The sequence below is a fragment of the Jatrophihabitans sp. genome (genome assembly GCF_036388195.1).
Classification (GTDB): Bacteria; Actinomycetota; Actinomycetes; order Mycobacteriales; family Jatrophihabitantaceae; genus Jatrophihabitans_A.
On the sequence record NZ_DASVSG010000073.1, the window covers coordinates 1 to 19,514 of the forward strand.

The 19,514-nt window shown below is 72.8% G+C and carries 18 protein-coding genes and 1 pseudogene; 16 read left to right on the forward strand and 3 right to left on the reverse strand.

Annotated elements, in window-relative coordinates:
- The 10 genes and pseudogenes from VF612_RS07565 to VF612_RS07610 form a co-directional block, all read left to right on the forward strand.
- Positions 1-140 (forward strand): annotated as a pseudogene (locus VF612_RS07565) (IS481 family transposase); the annotation flags it as partial.
- A gap of 129 nt (positions 141-269) precedes the next feature.
- Positions 270-1,298 (forward strand): methyltransferase, encoded by a 1,029-nt coding sequence (locus VF612_RS07570; RefSeq protein ID WP_408659244.1) that lies wholly within the window; start codon positions 270-272, stop codon positions 1,296-1,298.
- The gene (locus VF612_RS07575) at positions 1,283-2,506 is read left to right on the forward strand and encodes a glycosyltransferase (protein ID WP_408659245.1); all 1,224 of its coding nucleotides are present in this window, start codon (positions 1,283-1,285) and stop codon (positions 2,504-2,506) included. The genes VF612_RS07570 and VF612_RS07575 overlap by 16 nt, the downstream gene beginning before the upstream one ends.
- Positions 2,503-3,519, forward strand: a complete 1,017-nt coding sequence (locus VF612_RS07580) for a polyprenyl synthetase family protein (protein ID WP_408659246.1) — start codon at positions 2,503-2,505, stop codon at positions 3,517-3,519. The genes VF612_RS07575 and VF612_RS07580 overlap by 4 nt, the downstream gene beginning before the upstream one ends.
- 38 nt (positions 3,520-3,557) lie before the next feature.
- Positions 3,558-4,592, forward strand: coding sequence for a UbiA family prenyltransferase (locus tag VF612_RS07585; RefSeq protein WP_408659247.1), 1,035 nt, complete (start codon positions 3,558-3,560; stop codon positions 4,590-4,592).
- Complete coding sequence (locus VF612_RS07590) at positions 4,585-6,300, forward strand: prenyltransferase/squalene oxidase repeat-containing protein (protein WP_408659248.1); 1,716 nt, start codon at positions 4,585-4,587, stop codon at positions 6,298-6,300. Before VF612_RS07585 ends, VF612_RS07590 begins: the two co-directional genes overlap by 8 nt.
- Positions 6,297-7,289, forward strand: a complete 993-nt coding sequence (locus VF612_RS07595; protein ID WP_408659249.1) for a histidinol-phosphate transaminase — start codon at positions 6,297-6,299, stop codon at positions 7,287-7,289. The genes VF612_RS07590 and VF612_RS07595 overlap by 4 nt, the downstream gene beginning before the upstream one ends.
- Entirely contained in the window at positions 7,286-8,497 is a 1,212-nt protein-coding gene (locus VF612_RS07600; protein ID WP_408659250.1) for a nucleotide disphospho-sugar-binding domain-containing protein, read from the forward strand. The genes VF612_RS07595 and VF612_RS07600 overlap by 4 nt, the downstream gene beginning before the upstream one ends.
- On the forward strand, positions 8,494-9,678 hold the full coding sequence (locus VF612_RS07605) for a cytochrome P450 (protein WP_408659251.1): 1,185 nt from the start codon (positions 8,494-8,496) through the stop codon (positions 9,676-9,678). The genes VF612_RS07600 and VF612_RS07605 overlap by 4 nt, the downstream gene beginning before the upstream one ends.
- 16 nt (positions 9,679-9,694) lie before the next feature.
- Positions 9,695-10,483 carry a nucleotidyltransferase domain-containing protein gene (locus VF612_RS07610; protein ID WP_408659252.1) on the forward strand — a complete coding sequence of 263 codons (789 nt, stop codon included), beginning with the start codon at positions 9,695-9,697 and terminating at the stop codon, positions 10,481-10,483.
- A gap of 83 nt (positions 10,484-10,566) precedes the next feature.
- Here the strand turns inward: VF612_RS07610 and VF612_RS07615 are convergent, their stop codons facing one another.
- A complete protein-coding gene (locus VF612_RS07615) occupies positions 10,567-11,427 on the reverse strand; it encodes an aminoglycoside 6-adenylyltransferase (RefSeq protein ID WP_408659253.1) in 861 nt (286 codons plus the stop codon).
- Between the two features lie 48 nt (positions 11,428-11,475).
- On the opposite strand from VF612_RS07615, the gene VF612_RS07620 reads away from it, so the two are divergent.
- The gene (locus tag VF612_RS07620) at positions 11,476-12,801 is read left to right on the forward strand and encodes an FAD-dependent oxidoreductase (protein ID WP_408659254.1); all 1,326 of its coding nucleotides are present in this window, start codon (positions 11,476-11,478) and stop codon (positions 12,799-12,801) included.
- 221 nt (positions 12,802-13,022) lie between these two features.
- Here VF612_RS07620 and VF612_RS07625 read toward each other — a convergent pair whose 3' ends face one another.
- Positions 13,023-14,228, reverse strand: a complete 1,206-nt coding sequence (locus tag VF612_RS07625) for an acyl-CoA dehydrogenase family protein (RefSeq protein ID WP_408659255.1) — start codon at positions 14,226-14,228, stop codon at positions 13,023-13,025.
- A 78-nt stretch (positions 14,229-14,306) separates the two neighbouring features.
- On the opposite strand from VF612_RS07625, the gene VF612_RS07630 reads away from it, so the two are divergent.
- On the forward strand, positions 14,307-14,822 hold the full coding sequence (locus tag VF612_RS07630) for a MarR family winged helix-turn-helix transcriptional regulator (RefSeq protein WP_408659256.1): 516 nt from the start codon (positions 14,307-14,309) through the stop codon (positions 14,820-14,822).
- Positions 14,823-14,916: 94 nt separating this feature from the next.
- Here VF612_RS07630 and VF612_RS07635 read toward each other — a convergent pair whose 3' ends face one another.
- Positions 14,917-15,963, reverse strand: coding sequence for a S66 family peptidase (locus tag VF612_RS07635; protein WP_408659257.1), 1,047 nt, complete (start codon positions 15,961-15,963; stop codon positions 14,917-14,919).
- A gap of 224 nt (positions 15,964-16,187) precedes the next feature.
- Between VF612_RS07635 and VF612_RS07640 the strand changes: the two genes are divergently transcribed.
- From VF612_RS07640 to VF612_RS07655, 4 genes are all read left to right on the forward strand, one after another.
- Complete coding sequence (locus tag VF612_RS07640) at positions 16,188-17,069, forward strand: family 3 encapsulin nanocompartment shell protein (RefSeq protein ID WP_408659258.1); 882 nt, start codon at positions 16,188-16,190, stop codon at positions 17,067-17,069.
- Positions 17,070-17,120: 51 nt separating this feature from the next.
- Positions 17,121-17,891 (forward strand): SDR family NAD(P)-dependent oxidoreductase, encoded by a 771-nt coding sequence (locus VF612_RS07645; protein ID WP_408659259.1) that lies wholly within the window; start codon positions 17,121-17,123, stop codon positions 17,889-17,891.
- A 199-nt stretch (positions 17,892-18,090) separates the two neighbouring features.
- Positions 18,091-18,963, forward strand: a complete 873-nt coding sequence (locus VF612_RS07650; RefSeq protein ID WP_408659260.1) for an aldo/keto reductase — start codon at positions 18,091-18,093, stop codon at positions 18,961-18,963.
- Between the two features lie 79 nt (positions 18,964-19,042).
- A partial coding sequence (locus VF612_RS07655; RefSeq protein ID WP_408659261.1) for a methylmalonyl-CoA mutase family protein occupies positions 19,043-19,514 on the forward strand: 472 nt, incomplete at its 3' end.

The window sequence follows — 19,514 nt, forward strand, 5'->3', positions numbered from 1 at the left end:
GCCCCTACCGCAGCGAAGCAGAACGCATCGCCGCCTTCTCGACCTGGCTACACACCTACAATCACCACCGCGGCCACACCGCCCTCGGCGGCGCGACACCAGCCAGCCGTGTCACCAACCTGTCAGGACAGAACAGCTAGCGGACTATTCGAACCTTGACTTAGTGTCTGCGCTACCCGCACGATTCAGCACGATGCGCCGAAGGGGAGCTGCTACGAGCACGCCAGCCGCCGGAACGCCATTGTGTCCCCGAACAGAAAGCCTGCCCGGTGCCCTTCTCCGATCCAGCGACCTCGCCCGACCCCGCCACCCGGCTCGGCAGCCTGATCAACCTTGCCACTCCGTTCGCCGTCCGGGTCGTCGCGTCGCTGCGGGTGGCTGAGCAGATGGCCTCCGGCGTACACGATGTGGACGCGATCGCCGCGGCGGTGGGCGCCGACCCGGACGCGCTGACCCGGCTGCTGCGCTATCTGGTGCACCAGGGGGTCTTCACCGAGGACCGCCCGGGGCAGTTCGACCTGACCGACGTCAGCAGGCTGCTGCTGGACCGCAGCCCGGCCGGCATGGGGCGCTGGCTGGACCTGGAGGGCATGGGCGGGCGGATGGACCTGTCCTACGTCGGATTGCTGCATTCGGTGCGCACCGGCGAGGTCGCCTATCCGGTCGTGCACGGCCGGACCTTCTGGGAGGACCTGGACGTCGAGAAGCACCGCCGTTTCATCGACGAGCTGATGCTGGTGCAGGGCTCGCGCACCTCGCCCCAGGTCACCGAGCTGTACGACTGGAGCGCGGTCAACGACGTGGTCGATGTCGGCGGCGGCAGCGGCGGGTTGCTGGCCCACCTGCTCACCCGGCACCCGCACCTGCGCGGCGTGCTGGTGGACCTGCCCAACGCCCCGGCCGTGGCCAAGGAGCTGTTCGCCGAGCGGGGCCTCACCGACCGCACCGAGATCGTCGTCGGCAACTTCTTCGAGCCGCTGCCTGCCGGCCATGACGTCTACACCATCGCCCGCGCGATCACCGACTGGCCGGACGCCGAGGCGACCCGGATCCTGACCCGGATGGCCGAGGCCGCGGGGGAGAAGGGCCGGGTGCTGATCATCGAGGTGCTGCCCACCGACCCGCAGGTCCCCTACTCGACCTCCTTCGACCTGGAGATGCTGACCACCGTCGGCGGCCGGGAGCGGACCCTGGTGGATTTCAACGCCATCGCGGCCGACGCCGGCCTGGTGCCGACCCGGGTGTTTCGAGGCGAGCAGGCCCTGGTGCTACTGGAATACGCATGCGCCTCCTGCTGACCAGCCATCCCACCTCCTCCCACCTGGTGCCCGGCCTGGTCCCGCTGGCCCAGGTCGCCCGCGCGCTGGGGCATGAGGTGGCGGTGGCGGTGTCCGACGCGATGGCCGGCGAGCTGGCCGCCCACGGGGTGCCCTGCCTGCCGTTGCGCGGGATCCCCGACCAGCAGGCGATGCGGACCGATCCGGAGCTGACCCGGCGGTACGGGCTGCCCACCGAGATGCGCCGTCCCGGCGAGCGGATGGTGTACGAGGCCGCGTGGCGCAAGTTCAGCCGGGCCTACGCGGGGCCGGTCGCCGGCCACCTGGCGCGGGTGGTGCTGGCCGAGGACTGGCAGCCGGACGTGATCGTCAGCGAGGCGACCGAGCACGGCGGCCGGCTGGTGGCCAGCGTGCTGGGGATCCCGCACGTGGTGCTGGACAACAACCCGCTGACCAGCCTGCAGCGCTCGATCACCGAGCCGGTGCTCCGCGAGCAGCTGGCCGAGCTGTCCTACTCCGGCGAGCTGGCCCAGCACCGGCGGGCGGGCCTGGCGTCGCCACGCTGCTATCCCGCCGCGGTCGCGGCCAGCGCCGTCGGGCATTACCGGGTTCCGGCGCCGCTGCTCAACCAGCCGGGGCTGCAGCCGGAGCTGGCCGCCCTGCCCACCGACCGCCCGCTGGCGCTGATGAGCCTCGGCTCGCTGATCCTGACCCTGGACGGCATGCACGAGCTGCTCGAGCCGATCCTGCAGGCGCTCGGCGAGCTGCCCTGCGAGGTGGTCCTGACCCTCGGCGGGAGCACGGCGGTGGCCAGCGCGTTGGGCTCGGTGCCGGCCAACGTGCACGTCACCGACTACGTGCCCCAGGCGGCGCTGCTGGAGTCGTGCCGGCTGTTCATCACCCATGCCGGCTTCAATGCCTACCGTGAGGCGCTGGCCGCCGGGGCGCCGATGGTGGCCCTGCCGCTGATGGCCGACCAGCCCGTCAACTCCGATCGGATCGTGGCGCTCGGAGTGGGGGAGCGGCTGGACATCGAGTCCTTCACCGCCGCGGATCTGCGCGCTGCCTGCCTGCGGGTGCTCACCCGACCGGAGCCGCGCCGCAACGCCCGGGCGGTGCAGCGCGAGCTGCTCACCCTGCCCGGGCTGGAGCAGCTGGTGCGCGACCTGGAGGCGCTGCCCGTACCGCGAGTGCTGACCACCTGCCAGTCTGGAGACCTCAGGCCATGACCATGACCGGACCGGTTCCCCCCGCGCTGCTCGATGACCTGGCGAGCAGCCGCACCGGCGAGCTGCTCACCGACGAGCTGGCGGCCCGGTGGCCGTTGGACTCCGACGAGCTGAGCAGCATCGCCCGCTACGCCCTGCTGCCGGCCGGCAAGTTCCTGCGTCCGGTGATGACCATGATCGCGGCCGAGGCGGTCGGCGGCCAGCCGATCGAGGTGCTGCCCGCGGCGCTGGCGATGGAGTACCTGCACGTGGCGACCCTGACCCACGACGACATCATCGACGGCGACACGCTGCGCCGGGGACGTCCCACGGTGCATGTCGCGCACGGCCTGGCGCACGCGATCGTCGCCGGCGATCACCTGATCTTCGCCGCATTCACCGGAATCGCCGAGTGCCGGGCGGCCGGCCTGCGCGATCCCGCGGTGGTGGAGTCGGTGGCGGTGCTGGCCGAAGCCGGCTCGGACCTGTGCCGGGGCCAGATGCTGGAGGCGCGGCTGGTCGGCGACATCACCGCGGAGCCCGCGGCCTACCTGGAGATGGCGCGGCTGAAGACCGGCGCGCTGTTCCGGGCGGTCTGCCAGATCGGCGCGCTGCTGGCCGGCGCCGACAGCGACCAGGCCGCGGCGCTGGGCCGCTACGGCTCCGACCTCGGGGTGGCCTTCCAGATCCGTGACGACCTGATCCTGTTCGCCGACCCCGGCGTCAGCGACAAGCCGATCGGCAGCGATCTGGCCAACGGCCGGCCAACCCTGCCGGTGCTGATGGCCTACCAGACGTCCGACGCCGACACCCGGCTGGCGATGGGAGCGGCGCTGACCCGCCGGTCGGCCGAGCCCGCCGAGTTCGAGGAGTTCCGGTCGCTGCTGATGGCCACCGGGGCCATGCAGGGCTGCCAGGACCATGCCGAGGAGTACGGCCGGCGGGCGCTGGCGGAGTTGTCCCGGTTGCGGCCGTCCCACAGCGTCGACCTGCTGACCGGCATCGTCCGGTGGGCAGTCACCACCAGGCCGTGAGCGGCTCCCCGGTGGACCGGTCTGGCTCCGGTCGCGCGGTGAGCCGGCCGGCGTGGGTGACCCGGCTCCGCGGCCAGGTGATCGCCCACCTGCAGACCTGGCGGCTGTACACCTTCTGGTACGTCGGGTTCCTGGGGTTGGCCGGCGCGGGGCTCAGCCCCGGCCCGCACGACGGCCCCCGGCTGTTCGCCGCCTGGGCGGTGCCCACCCTGGGCTGGCTGGGCGGGCACTACCTCAGCGATTACTTCGACCGCGAGCTCGATGCCATCGCCAAGCCGCACCGGCCGATCCCGTCCGGCCGGCTGCCGGCCCGGGTGGCGCTGGCCTGCGGGGTGCTGGCGATGGTCAGCGTCGCCGTGCTGGCGGTGCTCACCGGCTGGCGTACCAGCCTGATCGCGGTGCTGGCGGTGGCCGCGGTGCTCGCCTACGGGCTGCGGCTCAAGGCGCTCGGCATCGCCGGCAACCTGGTCCGGGGCGCGCTCGGGGCGCTGGCGCTGCTGTACGGAGCGGCTGCCGTGCCGCCGTTCGGCTGGGCCGCGCTGCTGCCGTTCGTCGCCGCGTTCTGGCTGCACGACACCTGCTCCAACCTGGTCGGGACGCTGCGCGACGTGGACGGCGACCGGGCCGGCGGCTACCGGACGCTGCCGGTCACCCACGGCACCGCGACCGGGGTGCGGATCGCGCTGGGCCTCTACGTCCTGACGCTGCTGGCGGCGTGCTGGGGCGGGCTGGCGAGCCCGGACGGCCGGCTCGGCTGGTACCTGGCGGCGCTGGCCGGGGTCGCCGCGGTCGCCCTGACCGGCTTCGCGCCGATGCTGGGCCGGCAGCGCCAGCTCCCCGCGCGGCTGGCGTTGCGCGCCCACGAGATGCTGGTGCTGGAACGGCTGTGCCTGGCCGCCGCCGTGATCGGGCTGGGGCTCGGGGCGGTGCCGGCGGTGCTGCTGCTGGTTCCCGCGCTGACCCTGACGTGGTGGTCCCAGCGGACCCTGCGAACCTGGTACGAATTCGGCGGCGATCTCCCGGCCACCGGGACCGCGCCGCCGAGTGTGGAGAGAGGGAGCAGCTATGCCTGAGCTCACCGAGCGCGTTGCCGATGCCGTCCGGCTGGGAGCCGAGGAGCTGTTCGGCCGCCAGCGCGAGGACGGCGCCTTCGGCGACGACCCGCCGAGCTCGGTGCTGGGAACCGCCGGCGCCATCACCGCCCTGCACTTCGCCGATCCTTCGGGCTCGGCGCGGCTGATCGGCGACGGCAGCCGGTGGCTGCGCTCGGCACAGCTGCCCGACGGCGGCTGGGGCGGGGTGGTCGGCGCCGGCAGCGAGCCGGTCGCGACGTCGGTGGCCACCGCTGCCCTGCAGATCGTCGACGCCCAGGACAGCGCCGAGGCGATCGCCGCCGGCCGGGCCCGGCTGGAGCAGTTCGGCGGCATCGCGGCGGTGACCGATCCGGCGGTGCTGCTGCTGTGCAAGACCTTCCTGATGCTGGCCGGGTTCCTCAAGCCGTCGGACCTGCGCCGGTTGCCGCTGGAGATCGTGCTGGCCGACAAGGTCCGGCGGCAGCGGATCTCGTTCCGGACCACGCCGTTCGTCGCGCTGGCCCTGGCGCAGTCGGTGACCGATCCGGCGAAGGGGCTGCGCGGGCTGACCGCCCGGCTGGCCCGGGGCAAGGCGCTGGGGCTGCTGCGCGAGGTCTACGAGCACGAGGGCCGGACCGGGGACTTCAGCGAGGACCCGTGGCCGGCCGCGCTGGTCTGCCTGAGCCTGGCCCGGGCCGGCCTGGCGCCGGACATGGCCGCCGCCAGCGCCGGGTACCTGCGCCGCTCGGTCCGTCCCGACGGGTCCTGGGACGCGGTCAGCAACCTGGACCTGACCCGGTCCGGCTTCGCGGCCACCGGCCTGATCGCGGCCGGCTACGCCGGCGACCCGCGGCTGGAGCGGACCCGGGAGTTCTTCCACCGCTGTCAGCAGCGCGCGGAGTTCACGGTGCTGGCCTGCCCGCCGGGCGGCTGGAGCTTCTCCGGCCCCCGCGGCTGGCCGGTCACGCTGGAGTCGGCCGAGATCATCGCTGCCCTGGCCGGGCTGCCGGGAGCGCACTCGGACCCGGTGCTGCGGACCGGCCTGGAGTGGCTGCGCGGCCGGCAGGACAGCCGCGGCTCCTGGAGCCTGTGGGTCCGCGACACCAAGCTCGCCAACGACGGGCCGTGCCCGAGCATCACCAGCCAGGGCATCACGGCGCTGCTGGACGCCGGTGACCCGGCCGACGGCCCCGAGGTCAGCAAGGCGGTGAGCTGGCTGCTCACCCAGCAGCGCCCGGACGGCACGTTCGACAACCTCTGGTACCGCGACTACACGACCGGCACCGCGGCGGTGCTGGCAGCGCTCGGCCGGGCCGGCCGCGGCAGCGACCCGGTGGCCGGCGCAGTAGCCGACAAAGCCCGGCAGTGGCTGCTGGACACCCAGCGTCCGGACGGCTCGTGGGGCGACGGGGCGGACTCCGACAGCTCGGTGGAGGAGACCGCCTGGGCCCTGCACGCCCTGCTCGAAGCCGATGCCGACCCCGCCTCGGAGCCGGTCCGCCGCGCGGTCGACTGGCTGGTGGCCGCCCAGCAGCCGTCCGGTGGCTGGCAGCCGAGCCGGATCTGCGCCTACATCCGGCACCACATGTACTACCCCAACGGCGCCATCACCCGAGGCCTCGCGCTGCGGGCGCTGGGGCTGTACCAGAGCAGGGTCCAGAACGCGGCAGCCGCCAGCACCAGCACCAGCCAGGAGCCCGGTCGATGACCATGCACGACCTGTCGATGAACGAGTCCCGGTTCGGCCCGCTGCCCAGCGTGCGGGCGGCCGTCGAGCGGGGCGCGGCGCACCTGCACCGCTATCCCTCGCACACCGCGGCGCCGCTGGTCAGCGCGCTGGCGCGCTCTCTCGGCGTGTCCCCGGCCGAGGTGCTGATCGGCCCGGGCTCGGCGGGGCTGACCCAGAACCTGATCGCCTCGCTGGGCCCCGATCGTGGCGAGGTGGTCTACGCGGCGCTGTCCTTCGAGGCCTACCCGCTGATGGTGGTCAACACCGGCTGCCGGCCGGTCCCGGTGCCGATGGCCGGCCCTGGCGGCCTTGCCCATGACCTGGACGCGATGGCCGCGGCGATCACCGACCAGACCCGCTGCGTGCTGATCTGCAACCCGAACAACCCGACCGGCGCGGTGCTCGGCCGGGAGGAGCTCAGCGCCTTCCTGGACCGGGTGCCGGCGTCGGTGCCGGTGATCATCGACGAGGCCTACCGGGAGTTCGTCACCGATCCCGACGCTGCCGACGGCATGCTGCTGCGGGCCGGCCGGGACAACGTGTGCGTGCTGCGGACCTTCTCCAAGGCCTACGGGCTGGCCACCCTGCGGGTCGGCTACGCGGTGGCGCCCGAGGCGATCGCCCAGCGGGCCCGGATGACCAACATGGTGTTCTACCCCGGCGGCCTGGCCCAGTTGGCCGCGGTGGCCGCCCTGGAGCCGGAGGCGGAGAAGCAGGTGCTCGAGCGGTGCGCCGAGTTCGCCGGCATCCGCGCCCAGTTCACCGAGGACCTGCGGGCGGCCGGCCTGGACGTGCCGGACTCGCAGGCCAACTTCGTGTGGCTGCCGCTCGGCGCCGGCGCCGAGGACTTCGCCGCCCGGTGCCAGGCCGCCGGCGTGCTGGTCCGGGCCCATCCGGGCCAGGGGGTCCGGGTCACCGTGGGCACCGACGAGGCCAACCGGCAGTTGCTGAGCGTGGCCGCCGGATGAGGGTGCTGGTCTCCAGCTGGGGCTGGCGGTCGCACTTCTACCCGCTGGTTCCGCTGGCCTGGGCGCTGCGCTCGGCCGGTCACGAGGTGCTCGTCGCCAGCCAGCCCCGCATGAGCGAGGTCATCGTGGGCGCCGGGTTGCCGGCCGTCCCGGTCGGCGCGGACCTGGACTTCGTCGAGGTGTTCGGCGGCCAGGTGGGCCGGGTGGCGACCCGGTCCGAACGGGCCCGGGGCGAGGCTGCCCCGGAGTCGGTGCAGCCGGCGGTCACCGGAGACGGCGGCGTGGTCCGGTTCGCCGACGCGATGGTCGCCGACCTGGTGGCCTTCGGCCGGGAGTTCCGGCCCGACCTGGTGGTGTTCGAGCCGCAGAACTTTGCCGCCGCGATCACCGCAGCCGCGCTGGGCGTCCCCGGCGTCCGGCAGCTCTGGGGCCCGGACGAGACCACCCAGCTCGATCTCGACCGGGCCGGCGTCCTGGGCCCGCTGGCCGAGCGGGTCGGGGCGCCGCTGGCCGACGTCCGCCCGGCCGGCGATCTGATGCTGGACCCCTGCCCGCCGGGCATGCAGGTCCGGCTGGCGGGTCCGTCCCAGCCGGTCCGGTTCGTGCCCTACAACGGCCCCTCGGTGCTGCCCGACTGGCTGCGCATCCCGCCGGAGCGACCTCGGGTGTGCCTGACCTGGGGCACCATGATGGCCGCGCTGGGCATCGGCTCGGCGCTGGACCTGGCCGCGGTGATCGACGAGGTCGCGAGCCTGGACGTCGAGCTGGTGCTGGCCCTGGACCCGTCCCAGCAGGACGGGCTGACCGGCCTGCCGGCCAACGTCCGGCTGGCCCGGACGCCGCTGGCGCTGCACCTGGCGCTGCCCAGCTGCCGGGCGGTGATCCACCAGGGCGGGGCGGGGAGCATGATGACGGCGCTCACCGCCGGTGTCGCGCAGGTGGTGGTGCCGCTGGTGAGCGATCAGCACTTCAACGCCGAGCGGCTGGTCGCCGTGGGCGCCGGGTTGAGCGTGCCCGACGGCGCCGCCCGGCCGGCGGACGTCCGGCGGCTGGTCGCCGAGCTGCTCGGCGGCGGACGGGTGCCCCAGCGAGCGGCCGAGCTCGCCGAGACGATCCGCACGATGCCGGCGCCGACCGAGATCGTGCCGGTCCTTGAACGGCTTTGCAGCACCACCCGAAACGGATCCCTGTCAGGAGCGCATCTGTGACCCAGCCGATCAGCTACCCGCTGCCCCCGCCGCCGTCGATCTACGAGCCGCCGCCGGTGCTGGTGGACTTCCAGCGCAACCAGCCGGTGACCAAGGTCGTGATGGCCGACGGGGTCGAGGCGTACCTGGTCTCGCGCTATGCCGACGTCCGGCAGATCCTGGTGGACCGGCGGTTCAGCCGGGCCGCGGTCAAGGATCCGGGCGGGCCGGCCAAGGAGCTGGGCGAGCTGGAGACCGAGTCCCTGATCGGGATGGACCCGCCCGAGCACACCCGGCTGCGCAAGCTGGTGTCCTACGCCTTCACGCCGCGCCGGGTGGAGGAGCTGCGGCCGCGGATCGCCGAGCTGGTCGCCGAGCTGCTGGACACGATGCTGGCCGGCCCGGGCCCGGTGGACCTGGTCGAGGGCTTCTCGACCCCGCTGCCGGTGGCGGTGATCAGCGAGCTGTTCGGCATCCCGCCGGAGGACCGGCACAAGTGCAAGGAATGGTCGGACACCATGATGGGGGACTGGCAGGTCGATCCGGAGGGGACCGCGGCCGCCGTCCGGGGCTTCTCCGACCTGATCGACAGCCGCCGGGCGCATCCGGGCAACGACCTGCTGACCGCGCTGTTGAAGGTCAACGTCGACCAGGACCGGCTGTCCGATCACGAGCTGCTGATGGTGAGCATCGGCGTGATGATCGGCGGACACGAGACCACCACCACCCAGATCAACCTGTTCGTGCTGACCCTGCTGCGCTTTCCCGAGCAGCTGGCGGCGCTGCAGGCCGACCCGAGCAAGATCCCGGCTGCGGTCGAGGAGCTCAGCCGGTTCATCCAGCTCGGCGAGACCGGCGTGATGCTGCCCCGGGTCACCACCGAGCCGGTGGAGCTCGGCGGCACCCAGATCCCGGCCGGGGCCACCGTGCTGCCGGCGTTCATGGTCGCCAACCGCGACCCGGCGATGTTCACCGAGCCGGACGGGCTGGACCTGAACCGGCCGGCCAACCCGCACCTGGCCTTCGGCGCCGGCGTGCACCACTGCCTCGGCGCCCAGCTGGCCCGGGTGGAGCTGCAGGAGGCGTTGAAGGGGCTGCTGCAGCGGATGCCGAACCTGCGGCTGGCGGTTGCGGAGTCCGAGCTGCGCTACACCCAGGGGCTGGTCGTGCGGCGGCTGGAGGAGCTGCCGCTGTGGTGGTGAGGCGACGCTGGCCACGGTGAGCCCGGCCGGTAGCACGGAGCTGCTCGCCCGGCTGGTCGAGCTGCTGCGGGCCGAGCCGCTCGTGCTCGGCGCCTGGCTGTACGGCAGCCACGGCCGCGGCGAGGCCGATGCCTACAGCGACCTCGACGTCTGGGTGGTGACCGAGGACGTCGACGCGCTGCTCGCCCGGTGGCCGGCGCTGGCCCAGGGCCTGGGGCCGCTGGCGCTGTTCGAGCCGCTGCGGCGGATAACCGGCTTCCGGCACATCTTCCCCGACTGGTCCGGCCTCGACGTCTGGATCAGCCCGGTGCGCGACCTCGGCGACCGGGACGCTGAGAACGTCCGGCTGCTGCTGGACCGGGGCGGCCTCGCGGCCCGGCTGCCGTCCGGCCGGCCGGCGCCAGGCCCGGACGTCGACAAGGCCGCCGGGCTGACCGGGGAGTTCCTGCGGTTGCTGGGCCAGCTGCCTGCCGTGCTGGCACGCGGGGACGTGCTGTACGGGGTGTCGCTGGCCCAGGTGCTGCGGCTGCAGCTGATCGAGCTGATGCTGTGCGACCTGGGGCTGGCCGATCCGGGCGGCTCCGGTCACTCCTACCGGCGGCTGCCGGCCGACCGGCGGGCGGCGCTGCTGCGGCTGCCGGTGATCGGCAACGACCTGGACTCGGTCCGGGACGCCCAGCTCGCCTGCGCCGGGTTGTTCGTGCCGCTGGCCCGCCAGCTGTGCCGCGAGCGGTTTCCGCAGCCGATGTACCAGGCGCTGGCCGGCTGGCTGGAGCGGGAGCTGGGAGCCCGGCTGCCGGAGTGACCTCGGGCCAGCCCGGCTGCCGAGGTGATGTCAGGCCCGGCTGCCGAGGCGAGCGCGGGCCCGGCTGCCGAGGTGATGTCAGATCAGCGTGCCGCCAGCGCCCGCAGGTGCTCGGTGATCGCCTCGTCCGCCGGGCTCGGGTAGCGCAGGCCCGCCTCGCCGGCGGTCTCGCCGGCCAACCTGTTGAACAGGGCCACGCTGGCCAGGAACGCCCGCCAGGAGTCGGCGGCGTCGAAGCGTCCGAACACCTCGTGAGCCTCCTGCCAGACCCACGGGTCGGCCCACCGGCTCAGGTGCCGCCCTTTGCGGTACTCATCCAGCGGCCGGCCGGTGAGCACCGCGGCGTGCCATTCGATCAGCAGCAGCAGGTGTTGCTTCATCGTCCACTCCCGGGATTTGGCCTCCCACAGCTCGCCCCGGATCAGGTACTTGGGCACCCGCAGCGCCTCGAACCAGAACGCGTCGGCCACCGCCCGCAGCTCCTGCTGGGTCAGCGACGGCTGGCTGGCCGGCCCGGGCTCGGCGGCGGCCGGCAACCCGCCGGCGACCCCGTCCGGATCCCACAGCACCCGGTAGCCGGGCGCGTAGACCCGGTCCAGCTGCTGGATCCGGGCCATCTCGGTGAACCGCGCCGCGTCGATCAGGGTGAAGTCGACGGTCGCCCCGCCGGCATAGATGACCCCCACCAGCGGGTAGGCCTGGGTGCTGGCGGCGGCGAAGGCGTCGACCACCTGGGTGGCCCATACCTCGCCGAGCTCGGCCCACCAGGGGCCGGTCGCCATCATGGCGGCGACGTCGTGCACCACCAGCTCCAGGTCGAGGTCCGACAGCGGGTCGATCCGCGCGCCGGGTTGGGCCATCGACCCGGTGAGGACCAGCGCGCGGGCCTGCTCGTGGGCCTGGGCCCAGCGCAGGATGCGCTCCAGCAGGACGGGATGCGACATTCGGCGGAGTCCTCCTCCTGGCGGGTCTGGCATGCATAGCATGCACGGATGCAGACAGAGGGAAAGTCCGCGCTGGTGATCGGGGCGGGCATCGCGGGGCTGTGCGCGGCCCGGACGCTGGCCGACCGGTTCGAGCGGGTGCTGGTGGTCGATCGGGACGAGCTGCCGGACGAGGCCGTCCCGCGCCGCGGCGTGACCCAGGGCGGCCATGGCCACGTGCTGCTGGTGGCAGGCCAGCGGGCGTTGGTCGAGCTGTTCCCGGGCCTGATGGACGAGCTGGTGCAGGCCGGCGGCGTGCGCTTCGACCCGGGCACCGAGCTGTCGTTCTACCGGTTCGGCTCGATCTGGCCGCGGGTGGCGTCCGAGCTCCGGCTGGTCACCTTCAGCCGGCCGTTGCTGGAGCTGGCGATCCGGCGCCGGGTGGCGGCGCTGCCGGGGGTCACCATCCGCGGCGGGGTGTCGGTGGCGGCGCTGCTGGGCGACGACGGCCGGGTCACCGGAGCCCGGTTGGACGGCGACGAGGTGTTCCAGACCGACCTGATCATCGACTGCACCGGCCGGGGCGCCCGGTCCAACCACTGGCTGGCCGCGCTGGGGTTCCCGGCGCCGCGCACCAGCGAGGTCAAGGTCGGGGTCGGGTACGCGACCCGGTTCTACCGGCGCTCACCCGGCGACCTGGCCGAGGGATCGGCGGTGTTCTCGCTGCCGAGCCCGCCGGCGGACAAGCGCGCGGGCCTGGCGCTGCCGGTGGAGGACGACCGGTGGCTGATCTCCCTCGGTGGCTGGCACGACGACTTCCCCCGGGACCTGGCGGCGTTCGAGCAGCATGCCCGCGAGCTGCCCCATCCCGGCATCGCCCGGCTGCTGGAGCGGTGCGAGCCGCTGACGGAGCTGTCAGTGGTGCACTACCCGGCCGCCCGCCGGCGCTACTTCGAGGAGCTGTCGGAGGCGCCCGGCGGGTACCTGTCGCTCGGTGACTCGATCTGCAGCTTCAACCCGATCTACGGCCAGGGCATGACCTGCGCGGCGCTGGAGGCCGTGGAGCTCGGCAGGCTGCTGGACAGCTCCGTGGGGTCGGGACCGGAGCTGCCCGCCCGGTACTACCAGCAGGCAGCCAAGATCGTGGCGACGCCGTGGCAGTTCGCGACCGGCGGTGACTTCAGCTATCCCGAGACCGGTGGCGAGCGGCCCCGGGGGGTCAAGCTCAAGAACGCCTACGCCAAGCGGGTCCAGCTCGCCTCGATGGTCGATCCGCGGGTACGCCGGGTGTTCACCTCGGTGCAGCACCTGATCACCGATCCGGCCGAGCTGCTGAAGCCGGCGATGGTGGCCCGGGTGCTGCTGGGGGCCCGCAAGGCGCCGGCTCAGCGGTAGCTGAACGCGCGGCCTGATCAGTCGTACAGGCAGGCGCCGATGACCGACGACTCGTCCCAGTTCACCGTGTCGAGCCGGGACCTGCTCATCAGGGTGAGTAGTCGAGAGCGCATTGTGGGGGCCCCTTTCCGGGGTGAGCGCACGGAGCGTCGGTAGTCGCCTCCGAGGTGTCGAGCAACCTACCGCGCAGTCACGGTCACCGGGGCCAGCGCCGCGCGCGGTCAGCGGTAGGCAGCGAACCCGGTGAGCCGCTCGCCGAGCACCAGGGTGTGCACCTCGTGGGTGCCCTCGTAGGTGTAGACGGTCTCCAGGTTCACCGCGTGCCGCAGCGGCGGGTACTCGGTGGTGATGCCCGAGCCGCCCAGGATGCTGCGAGCCTCCCGGCACACCTCCAGGGCGGCGCGGACGTTGGAGAACTTGCCGAAGCTGACCTGGTGCGGCTGGATCCGGTGGGCGTCCTTGAGCTCGGCCAGCCGGCGCGCGACCAGCTGCATGTTGGTCACCGTCACCGCGAGCTCGGCCAGCTTGCGCTGGGTCAGCTGGAAGGACGAGATCGGACGGTCGAACTGGACCCGGCTGTTGGCGTAGTCCAGGGCGCTGACGAGGGAGTCCCGGGCAGCGCCGACCACGCCGCTGATGATGCCGAACCGGGCCTCGGTCAGGCAGCCCAGCGGCGCCCGCAGCCCGCGGGCCTCCGGCAGCTGGGCGCTGGCCGGCAGCCGGACCTCGTCCAGGCTGAGCTCGGAGGTGATCGAGGCGCGCAGCGAGATCTTGTGGTGGACGTCGGAGCTGGTGAAGCCCGGCGTGCCCTTCTCGACCAGGAAGCCGCGGACGCCGTCGTCGGTGCGGGCCCAGACCACCGCCACGTCGGAGATCGAGCCGTTGGTGATCCACATCTTCGAGCCGTGCAGGATCCAGTCGGCGTCCTCGCCGGGTCCCGAGCGGCGGGCGTAGGTGCGCATCGACCCGGGGTCCGAGCCCGCGTCCGGCTCGGTCAGCCCGAAGCAGCCGATCGCCTCGCCCCGCGCCATCCGGGGCAGCCATTCCTGCTTCTGCTCCTCGCTGCCGTAGGCGTGGATGGCATACATCGCCAGCGAGCCCTGGACGCTGACCAGCGACCGCAGGCCGGAGTCCACGGCCTCGATCTCGGTGCAGGCGAGGGCGTACTGGCTGGCCTTGGCGCCGGCGCACTCGTAGCCGGACAGGTGCATGCCGAGCACCCCGAGCTTGCCGAACTCCAACGCGAGGTCGCGGGCCGGCAGGGTGCCTGCCTCGAACCATTCGGCGATGTGCGGGCGCAGCTGCTCGGTGGCGAACCGGCGGATGGTGTCGCGCAGCAGCCGGTCTTCGCCGTCGAGGGTGTCTTCGAGGTCGAGCAGGTCCACCCGATCGAGGGCGTCGAAGTCGGGCTGGGGCGCAATCGTCATGGGGTCACGATAGCGCTCGGCATGCCCTCGCCGGTTGCGCTGCGAGGCACAGTGTGGGGTAGTCGTTAGGCTGTCGGCATGTCCGGACCGCTGCCCTTCGACCCGGTCGAGCGCGCCAGCGATTCGTGGGCCAAGCACTATCCCGAAGCCGGCGAGCAGGTGTATGCCGCGATGCGGGCGGTGACCTCGATCATGCGCGCCCAGCAGATCCTGATCGCCGGCCTGGACGCCTCGCTGCGGCAGTTCGGGCTGACCTTCGCCCGGTACGAGGCGCTGGTGCTGCTGACCTTCTCCTCCACCGGGGCGCTGCCGCTGTCCAAGATCGGGGAGCGGCTGCAGGTGCACGCCACCAGCGTCACCAACCTGATCGACCGGCTGGAGGCCTCCGGCATGGTGCGCCGCGAGCCCAACCCGCGCGACGGCCGGGGCACCCTGGCGGTGCTGACCGACGAGGGCCGCCGGGTCGCCGATCTGGCCACCCGGGAGCTGCACAAGAACCAGTTCGGCCTGCAGGGGCTGTCGCGGGAGGACCTGGACGGGCTGTTCGCCGCGCTGCGCAGGCTGCGGATCGAGGCCGGCGACTTCGCCGTCTGAGCAGAGCCGTCCGGGCGCCGTCCGACTGCCGTCCGAGCAGCCGCCGGAAAGCCGTCTGAGCAGCCGCCGGAAAACCCGGAGCTCGCGGCAGCTCTCAGCACACCGCCGGATCGAGGATGCTCAGCCGCCGCTGCCGCGGATCGACCAGCAGCTGCCGGCCCAGCGGCAGCACCCCCATCGGGGACGAGTGGCCGTAGTCCAGATTGGCCACGAACGGCAGGTCCGGACGGCCGGCCACCACCAGCTCGTCGCGGATCGCCTCGTACAGGGCCAGCGTGTCACGCAGCGACATGGCCTCCGGCCGGGAGAACAGCAACGCCGAGATCCGCGCCACGATGCCCAGCGCGGCGAAGTGACGCAGCCAGACCTGCACCTGCAGCTGCGGCGGCCGCTCGTTGGAGATCTCCAGGTGCAGCACCGCGCCGTCGAAGTCGGCCGGCTCGGGCCAGATCCGGGTGCCCACCGCCTGCACCAGCACCTCCAGGCAGCCGCCGACGATCGGTCCCTGCACCGGCTGGTCACCCTGTAGCCACAGCCAGCCGTAGTTGGGCACCCAGCGCCGTGGCCGGTCCTGCAGCTCCGGCCGGGACCAGTCCAGCAGCTCCTCGGTCCATTCCGGCGCCGGGGCCAGGTCGCCGACCGGTTCGGCAGACATCACCGTCGCCCGGAAGGACTCGGCGCTGAACGGGGATATGCCGCCGTTCTCGGCCGCCGTGCTGAGCACCGCCATGCCGTAGAACGAGCCGACACCGGCCTTGCCGAAGGCCAGGTGGTTGATCGTGGTGTCGGAGTAGCCGGTGAACACCTTCGGATGCGCCGCGATCAGGTCGAGATCCAGGTAGGGGACCATCCCGAGCGCGTGGAAGCCGCCGATCGCCGAGACGATGCCGTGCACGTCGGGGTTCTCCAGCGCCCAGTGCAGGTCATCGGCGCGCGCTCGCGGGTTGTCGCGCAGCCAGTCGGAGTCCCGGGTGGCATGCGGCGCCTCGATCACCCGCAGCCCGAACGTCTCGGCCAGCTGCCGCTTGCCGGTGGCGTAGCGGTGCGGCAACGCTGCGGCCCCGCCGGAGGAAAGCGAGACGACGGCGACGGTGTCTCCGGGCCGCAGCGCGGCCGGCCGGATCGATGCGTAGGCGGGCATGCTGATCATTCTCACCGGGCAGGCAAGCACATTCGCCCAGGCAGGCAAGCACGTTCGCGCAGGCGGGCAAGCACGTTCGCGCAGGCGGGCAAGCACGTTCGCACAGTGGCAGGGGCGCTGTCGGAGCCTGCGGGCACACCGCCTAGGGTGCAGCCTCGACCGGACAATATGGTTGGCAGCACAGCGAGTAACCGACCCTGACGCGCAAGTTCCTAGGGAGACACATGCCTACGCCTGACGTCGATTCGATGGCGGACGAAGACGCGAAGCGGGGGACGCCGGGCCAGCAGTTCCTGGCCGCGGTCGCGCAGGCCGGTGAGCGCGAGGACGTCACCGTGTCCGTCGACGCGCACCTGCCCGGAGCGTTCCCGCTGTTCGCGACCCGGCCCCGCTACCCGGTGCGGCACCTGCTCAACACCATGCCGGTGGACGACGGCGAGTCGGCGGCCTACATCTCCGAGCCCTCGGCGCAGCGGCGGGAGGAGTCGGGCACCACCTACGCCGCCACTCCCGAGGCGACCTTCCTGCCGGAGCTGCGAGAGGCCCAGCTCAGCGACCTGACGGTGTCGGTGTCGCTGCCGGCCACCCTCCTGCAGCGTCCGGCGCTGCTGACCGCGTTCGTCGACCGCCGGGTCCTGGTGCGCACCACGACCATGGAGAACCAGGTGCTGCTGCACGGCAGCGAGGACGGCAAGGTGCCGGGGCTGCTGGCGCTGGACGGGATGCGGCACCGCAGCAGCAACCGCGGCCTGGACGAGGCGGTCACCTCGGTGGCGTTCGAGGTGGAGGAGACCGGCGGCTCCTGCGACGGCATCGTGGTCCATCCGGCCGTCTACTGGGAGATGGTGCGGCAAGGGCTGCTCGGCCGGCTGCAGGTGGCCGGGGTGGTGGTGTCGCGGACCCGCATGATCGCCCGGGACACCCTGCTGCTGGGCGACTTCCAGGCGGCGGCGACCCTGCTGCTGCCCGGAGTGAACACCCTGACGCTGCGCCGCGGAGCCGGCGCATCGGGCGAGGACGTCATCGAGGCGAGGACCCGGCTCGGCCTCGGGGTCCACCTGCCGCAGCACCTGATCGAGCTGAGCTGGGGAGGCCTCGATGGCTGAGCTGCCCGCCGCCGCTGCCCGCCGGCCGGACGCCCAGGTCAGGGAGAGCTGATGGACCTCGGGCTCAGCGGGCGGGTGGCGGCCGTGGCCGGCTCGAGCAGCGGCCTCGGCCTGGCGGCGGCCAAGGCCCTGGCCGCCGAAGGGGCGCACGTGGCCCTCTGTGGCCGCAGCGCCGAGAAGCTGGCGCGCGCGGAGGCAGAGGTGGCCGCGCTCGGGCCGGGCCGGGTCACCAGCACCGCCCTGGACCTGCGCGACGACGCCGCCGCGGCCGGCTGGATCGAGGACACCGCCAGCGCCATGGGCGGGCTGGACATCCTGATCACCAACTCCGGCGGCGTGCCGGGCGGCCCGGTCGACGACTTCGTGGTCGCCGACTACCGCAAGGCGTTCGAGACCAGCATGCTGCCGCATGTGAGCCTCACGCTGGCGGCGCTGCCGCTGCTGAAGAAGCGCGGCTGGGGCCGCATCCTGATGGTCGCCTCCGAGGTGGTGCGCCAGCCGAACCCCGACTACGGCCTGTCCGCGGTGGCCCGGCTGGGAATCCTCGGCTACATGAAGGGCCTGGTGGACGCCCTCGGCGACAGCGGCGTGACCGTCAACGTCCTCGCTCCGGGATACCACCGCACGGCCATGCTGACCTCGCAGTTCGGCGACGACGTCGAGGACGAGCTCGCCAAGGTGGCCGAGAACATCCCGCTCGGACGGATCGGCGACCCGGCCGACTTCGGCGCCCTGGCCGCCTTCTACGCCAGCAAGCATGCGGCCTTCATCACCGGCACCGTGGTCATGGTCGACGGCGGAAACACCCGGGGGCTGAGCTGACGGGTTTCCGGCGCGGAGTGGGCGGTTTCGGCTGAGGAGCTGACGGGTTTTTCGGCACATAGCGGGCGGATTCGGCTGAGGCGACATCGGCGCCCCGGCGCGGAATGCGTCGCGCGGGCTGCCGGTTGTCGCTAGAGGCCCGGCCGGATTCCGGCCCGCAGCCGAGCAGACCACCCGAGCGGAGCAGGGGAGCAGCAACGTGCCAGTAGAGGACAACGTCGTCACCGCCGAGGCCTCCGGGGTCTTCGAGATCGCGGGCAAGGCCGTGCACCGGCTGGGATTCGGCGCGATGCGCATCACCGGCCCGGGCATCTGGGGCGAGCCGGCCGACCGGGCCGAGTGCATCGCGGTGCTGCGGCGGGCCGTCGAGCTGGGCGTCGACTTCATCGACACCGCCGACTCCTACGGCCCCGGGACCAGCGAGGAGATCATCGCCGAGGCGCTGCACCCGTACCCCGAGGGCCTGCTGATCGCCACCAAGGCCGGCCTGACCCGCCAGGGCCCGGGCCAGTGGACGCCGGTGGGCCGGCCGGCCTACCTGCGCCAGCAGGCCGAGCTGTCGCTGCGCCGGCTCAAGCTGGAGCGGATCGAGCTGTTCCAGCTGCACCGGATCGACGCCGAGGTGCCGCTGGCCGACCAGCTCGGCGAGCTCAAGGCGCTGCAGGACGAGGGCAAGATCGCCGCCATCGGGTTGTCGGAGGTCAGCGTCGCCCAGATCGAGGCGGCCCGCGAGATCGTCGACATCGCCACCGTGCAGAACCTCTACAACCTGACCAACCGGCAGTCCGAGGACGTGCTGCGCTACTGCGAGGCGGCAAGCATCGGTTTCATCCCCTGGTACCCGATCGCGGCCGGCGACCTGGCCAAGCCCGGCGGCGCGGTCGATCACGTGGTGCAGGCGACCGGGGCGACGCCGTCCCAGGTGGCATTGGCCTGGCTGCTGGCGACGTCGCCGGTCAACCTGCCGATCCCGGGCACGTCCAAGGTCAGCCACCTGGAGGAGAACGTCGGCGCCGCGGGGCTGCGGCTGACCGACGAGCAGGTCGCCGAGCTGACCGCCGCCGTGCGCTGAGCTGGATCCATCGGGCGCCTGTGATGTGAACTACTAGGACGTCCTAGCATCTAGTCGGACGTCCTAGTAGCATCGACCTATGGATGCCGAGCAGATCGAGGCGGGCCGCGCCCGCTGGCAGCAGCGTTACGACAAGTCCCGGATCGCCGAGCGCGACTTCACCACCCTGTCCGGTGTCGAGGTGGAGCCGGTCTACGGCCCGTCCGCCGACACCGAAGACAGCCGTTTCGACCGGATCGGCTGGCCGGGGGAGTTCCCGTTCACCCGTGGCCTGCACGCCAGCGGGTACCGGGGACGGCCCTGGACGATCAGGCAGTTCGCCGGCTTCGGCAACGCCCAGCAGACCAACGAGCGCTACAAGATGATCCTGGCCTCCGGGGGTGGCGGGCTCTCGGTGGCCTTCGACATGCCTACCCTGATGGGCCGGGACTCCGATGACCCGCGCTCGGAGGGCGAGGTCGGGCACTGCGGGGTCGCCATCGACTCGGCCGCCGACATGGACACCCTCTTCGACGGCATCAACCTGGGCGAGGTCACCACCTCGATGACCA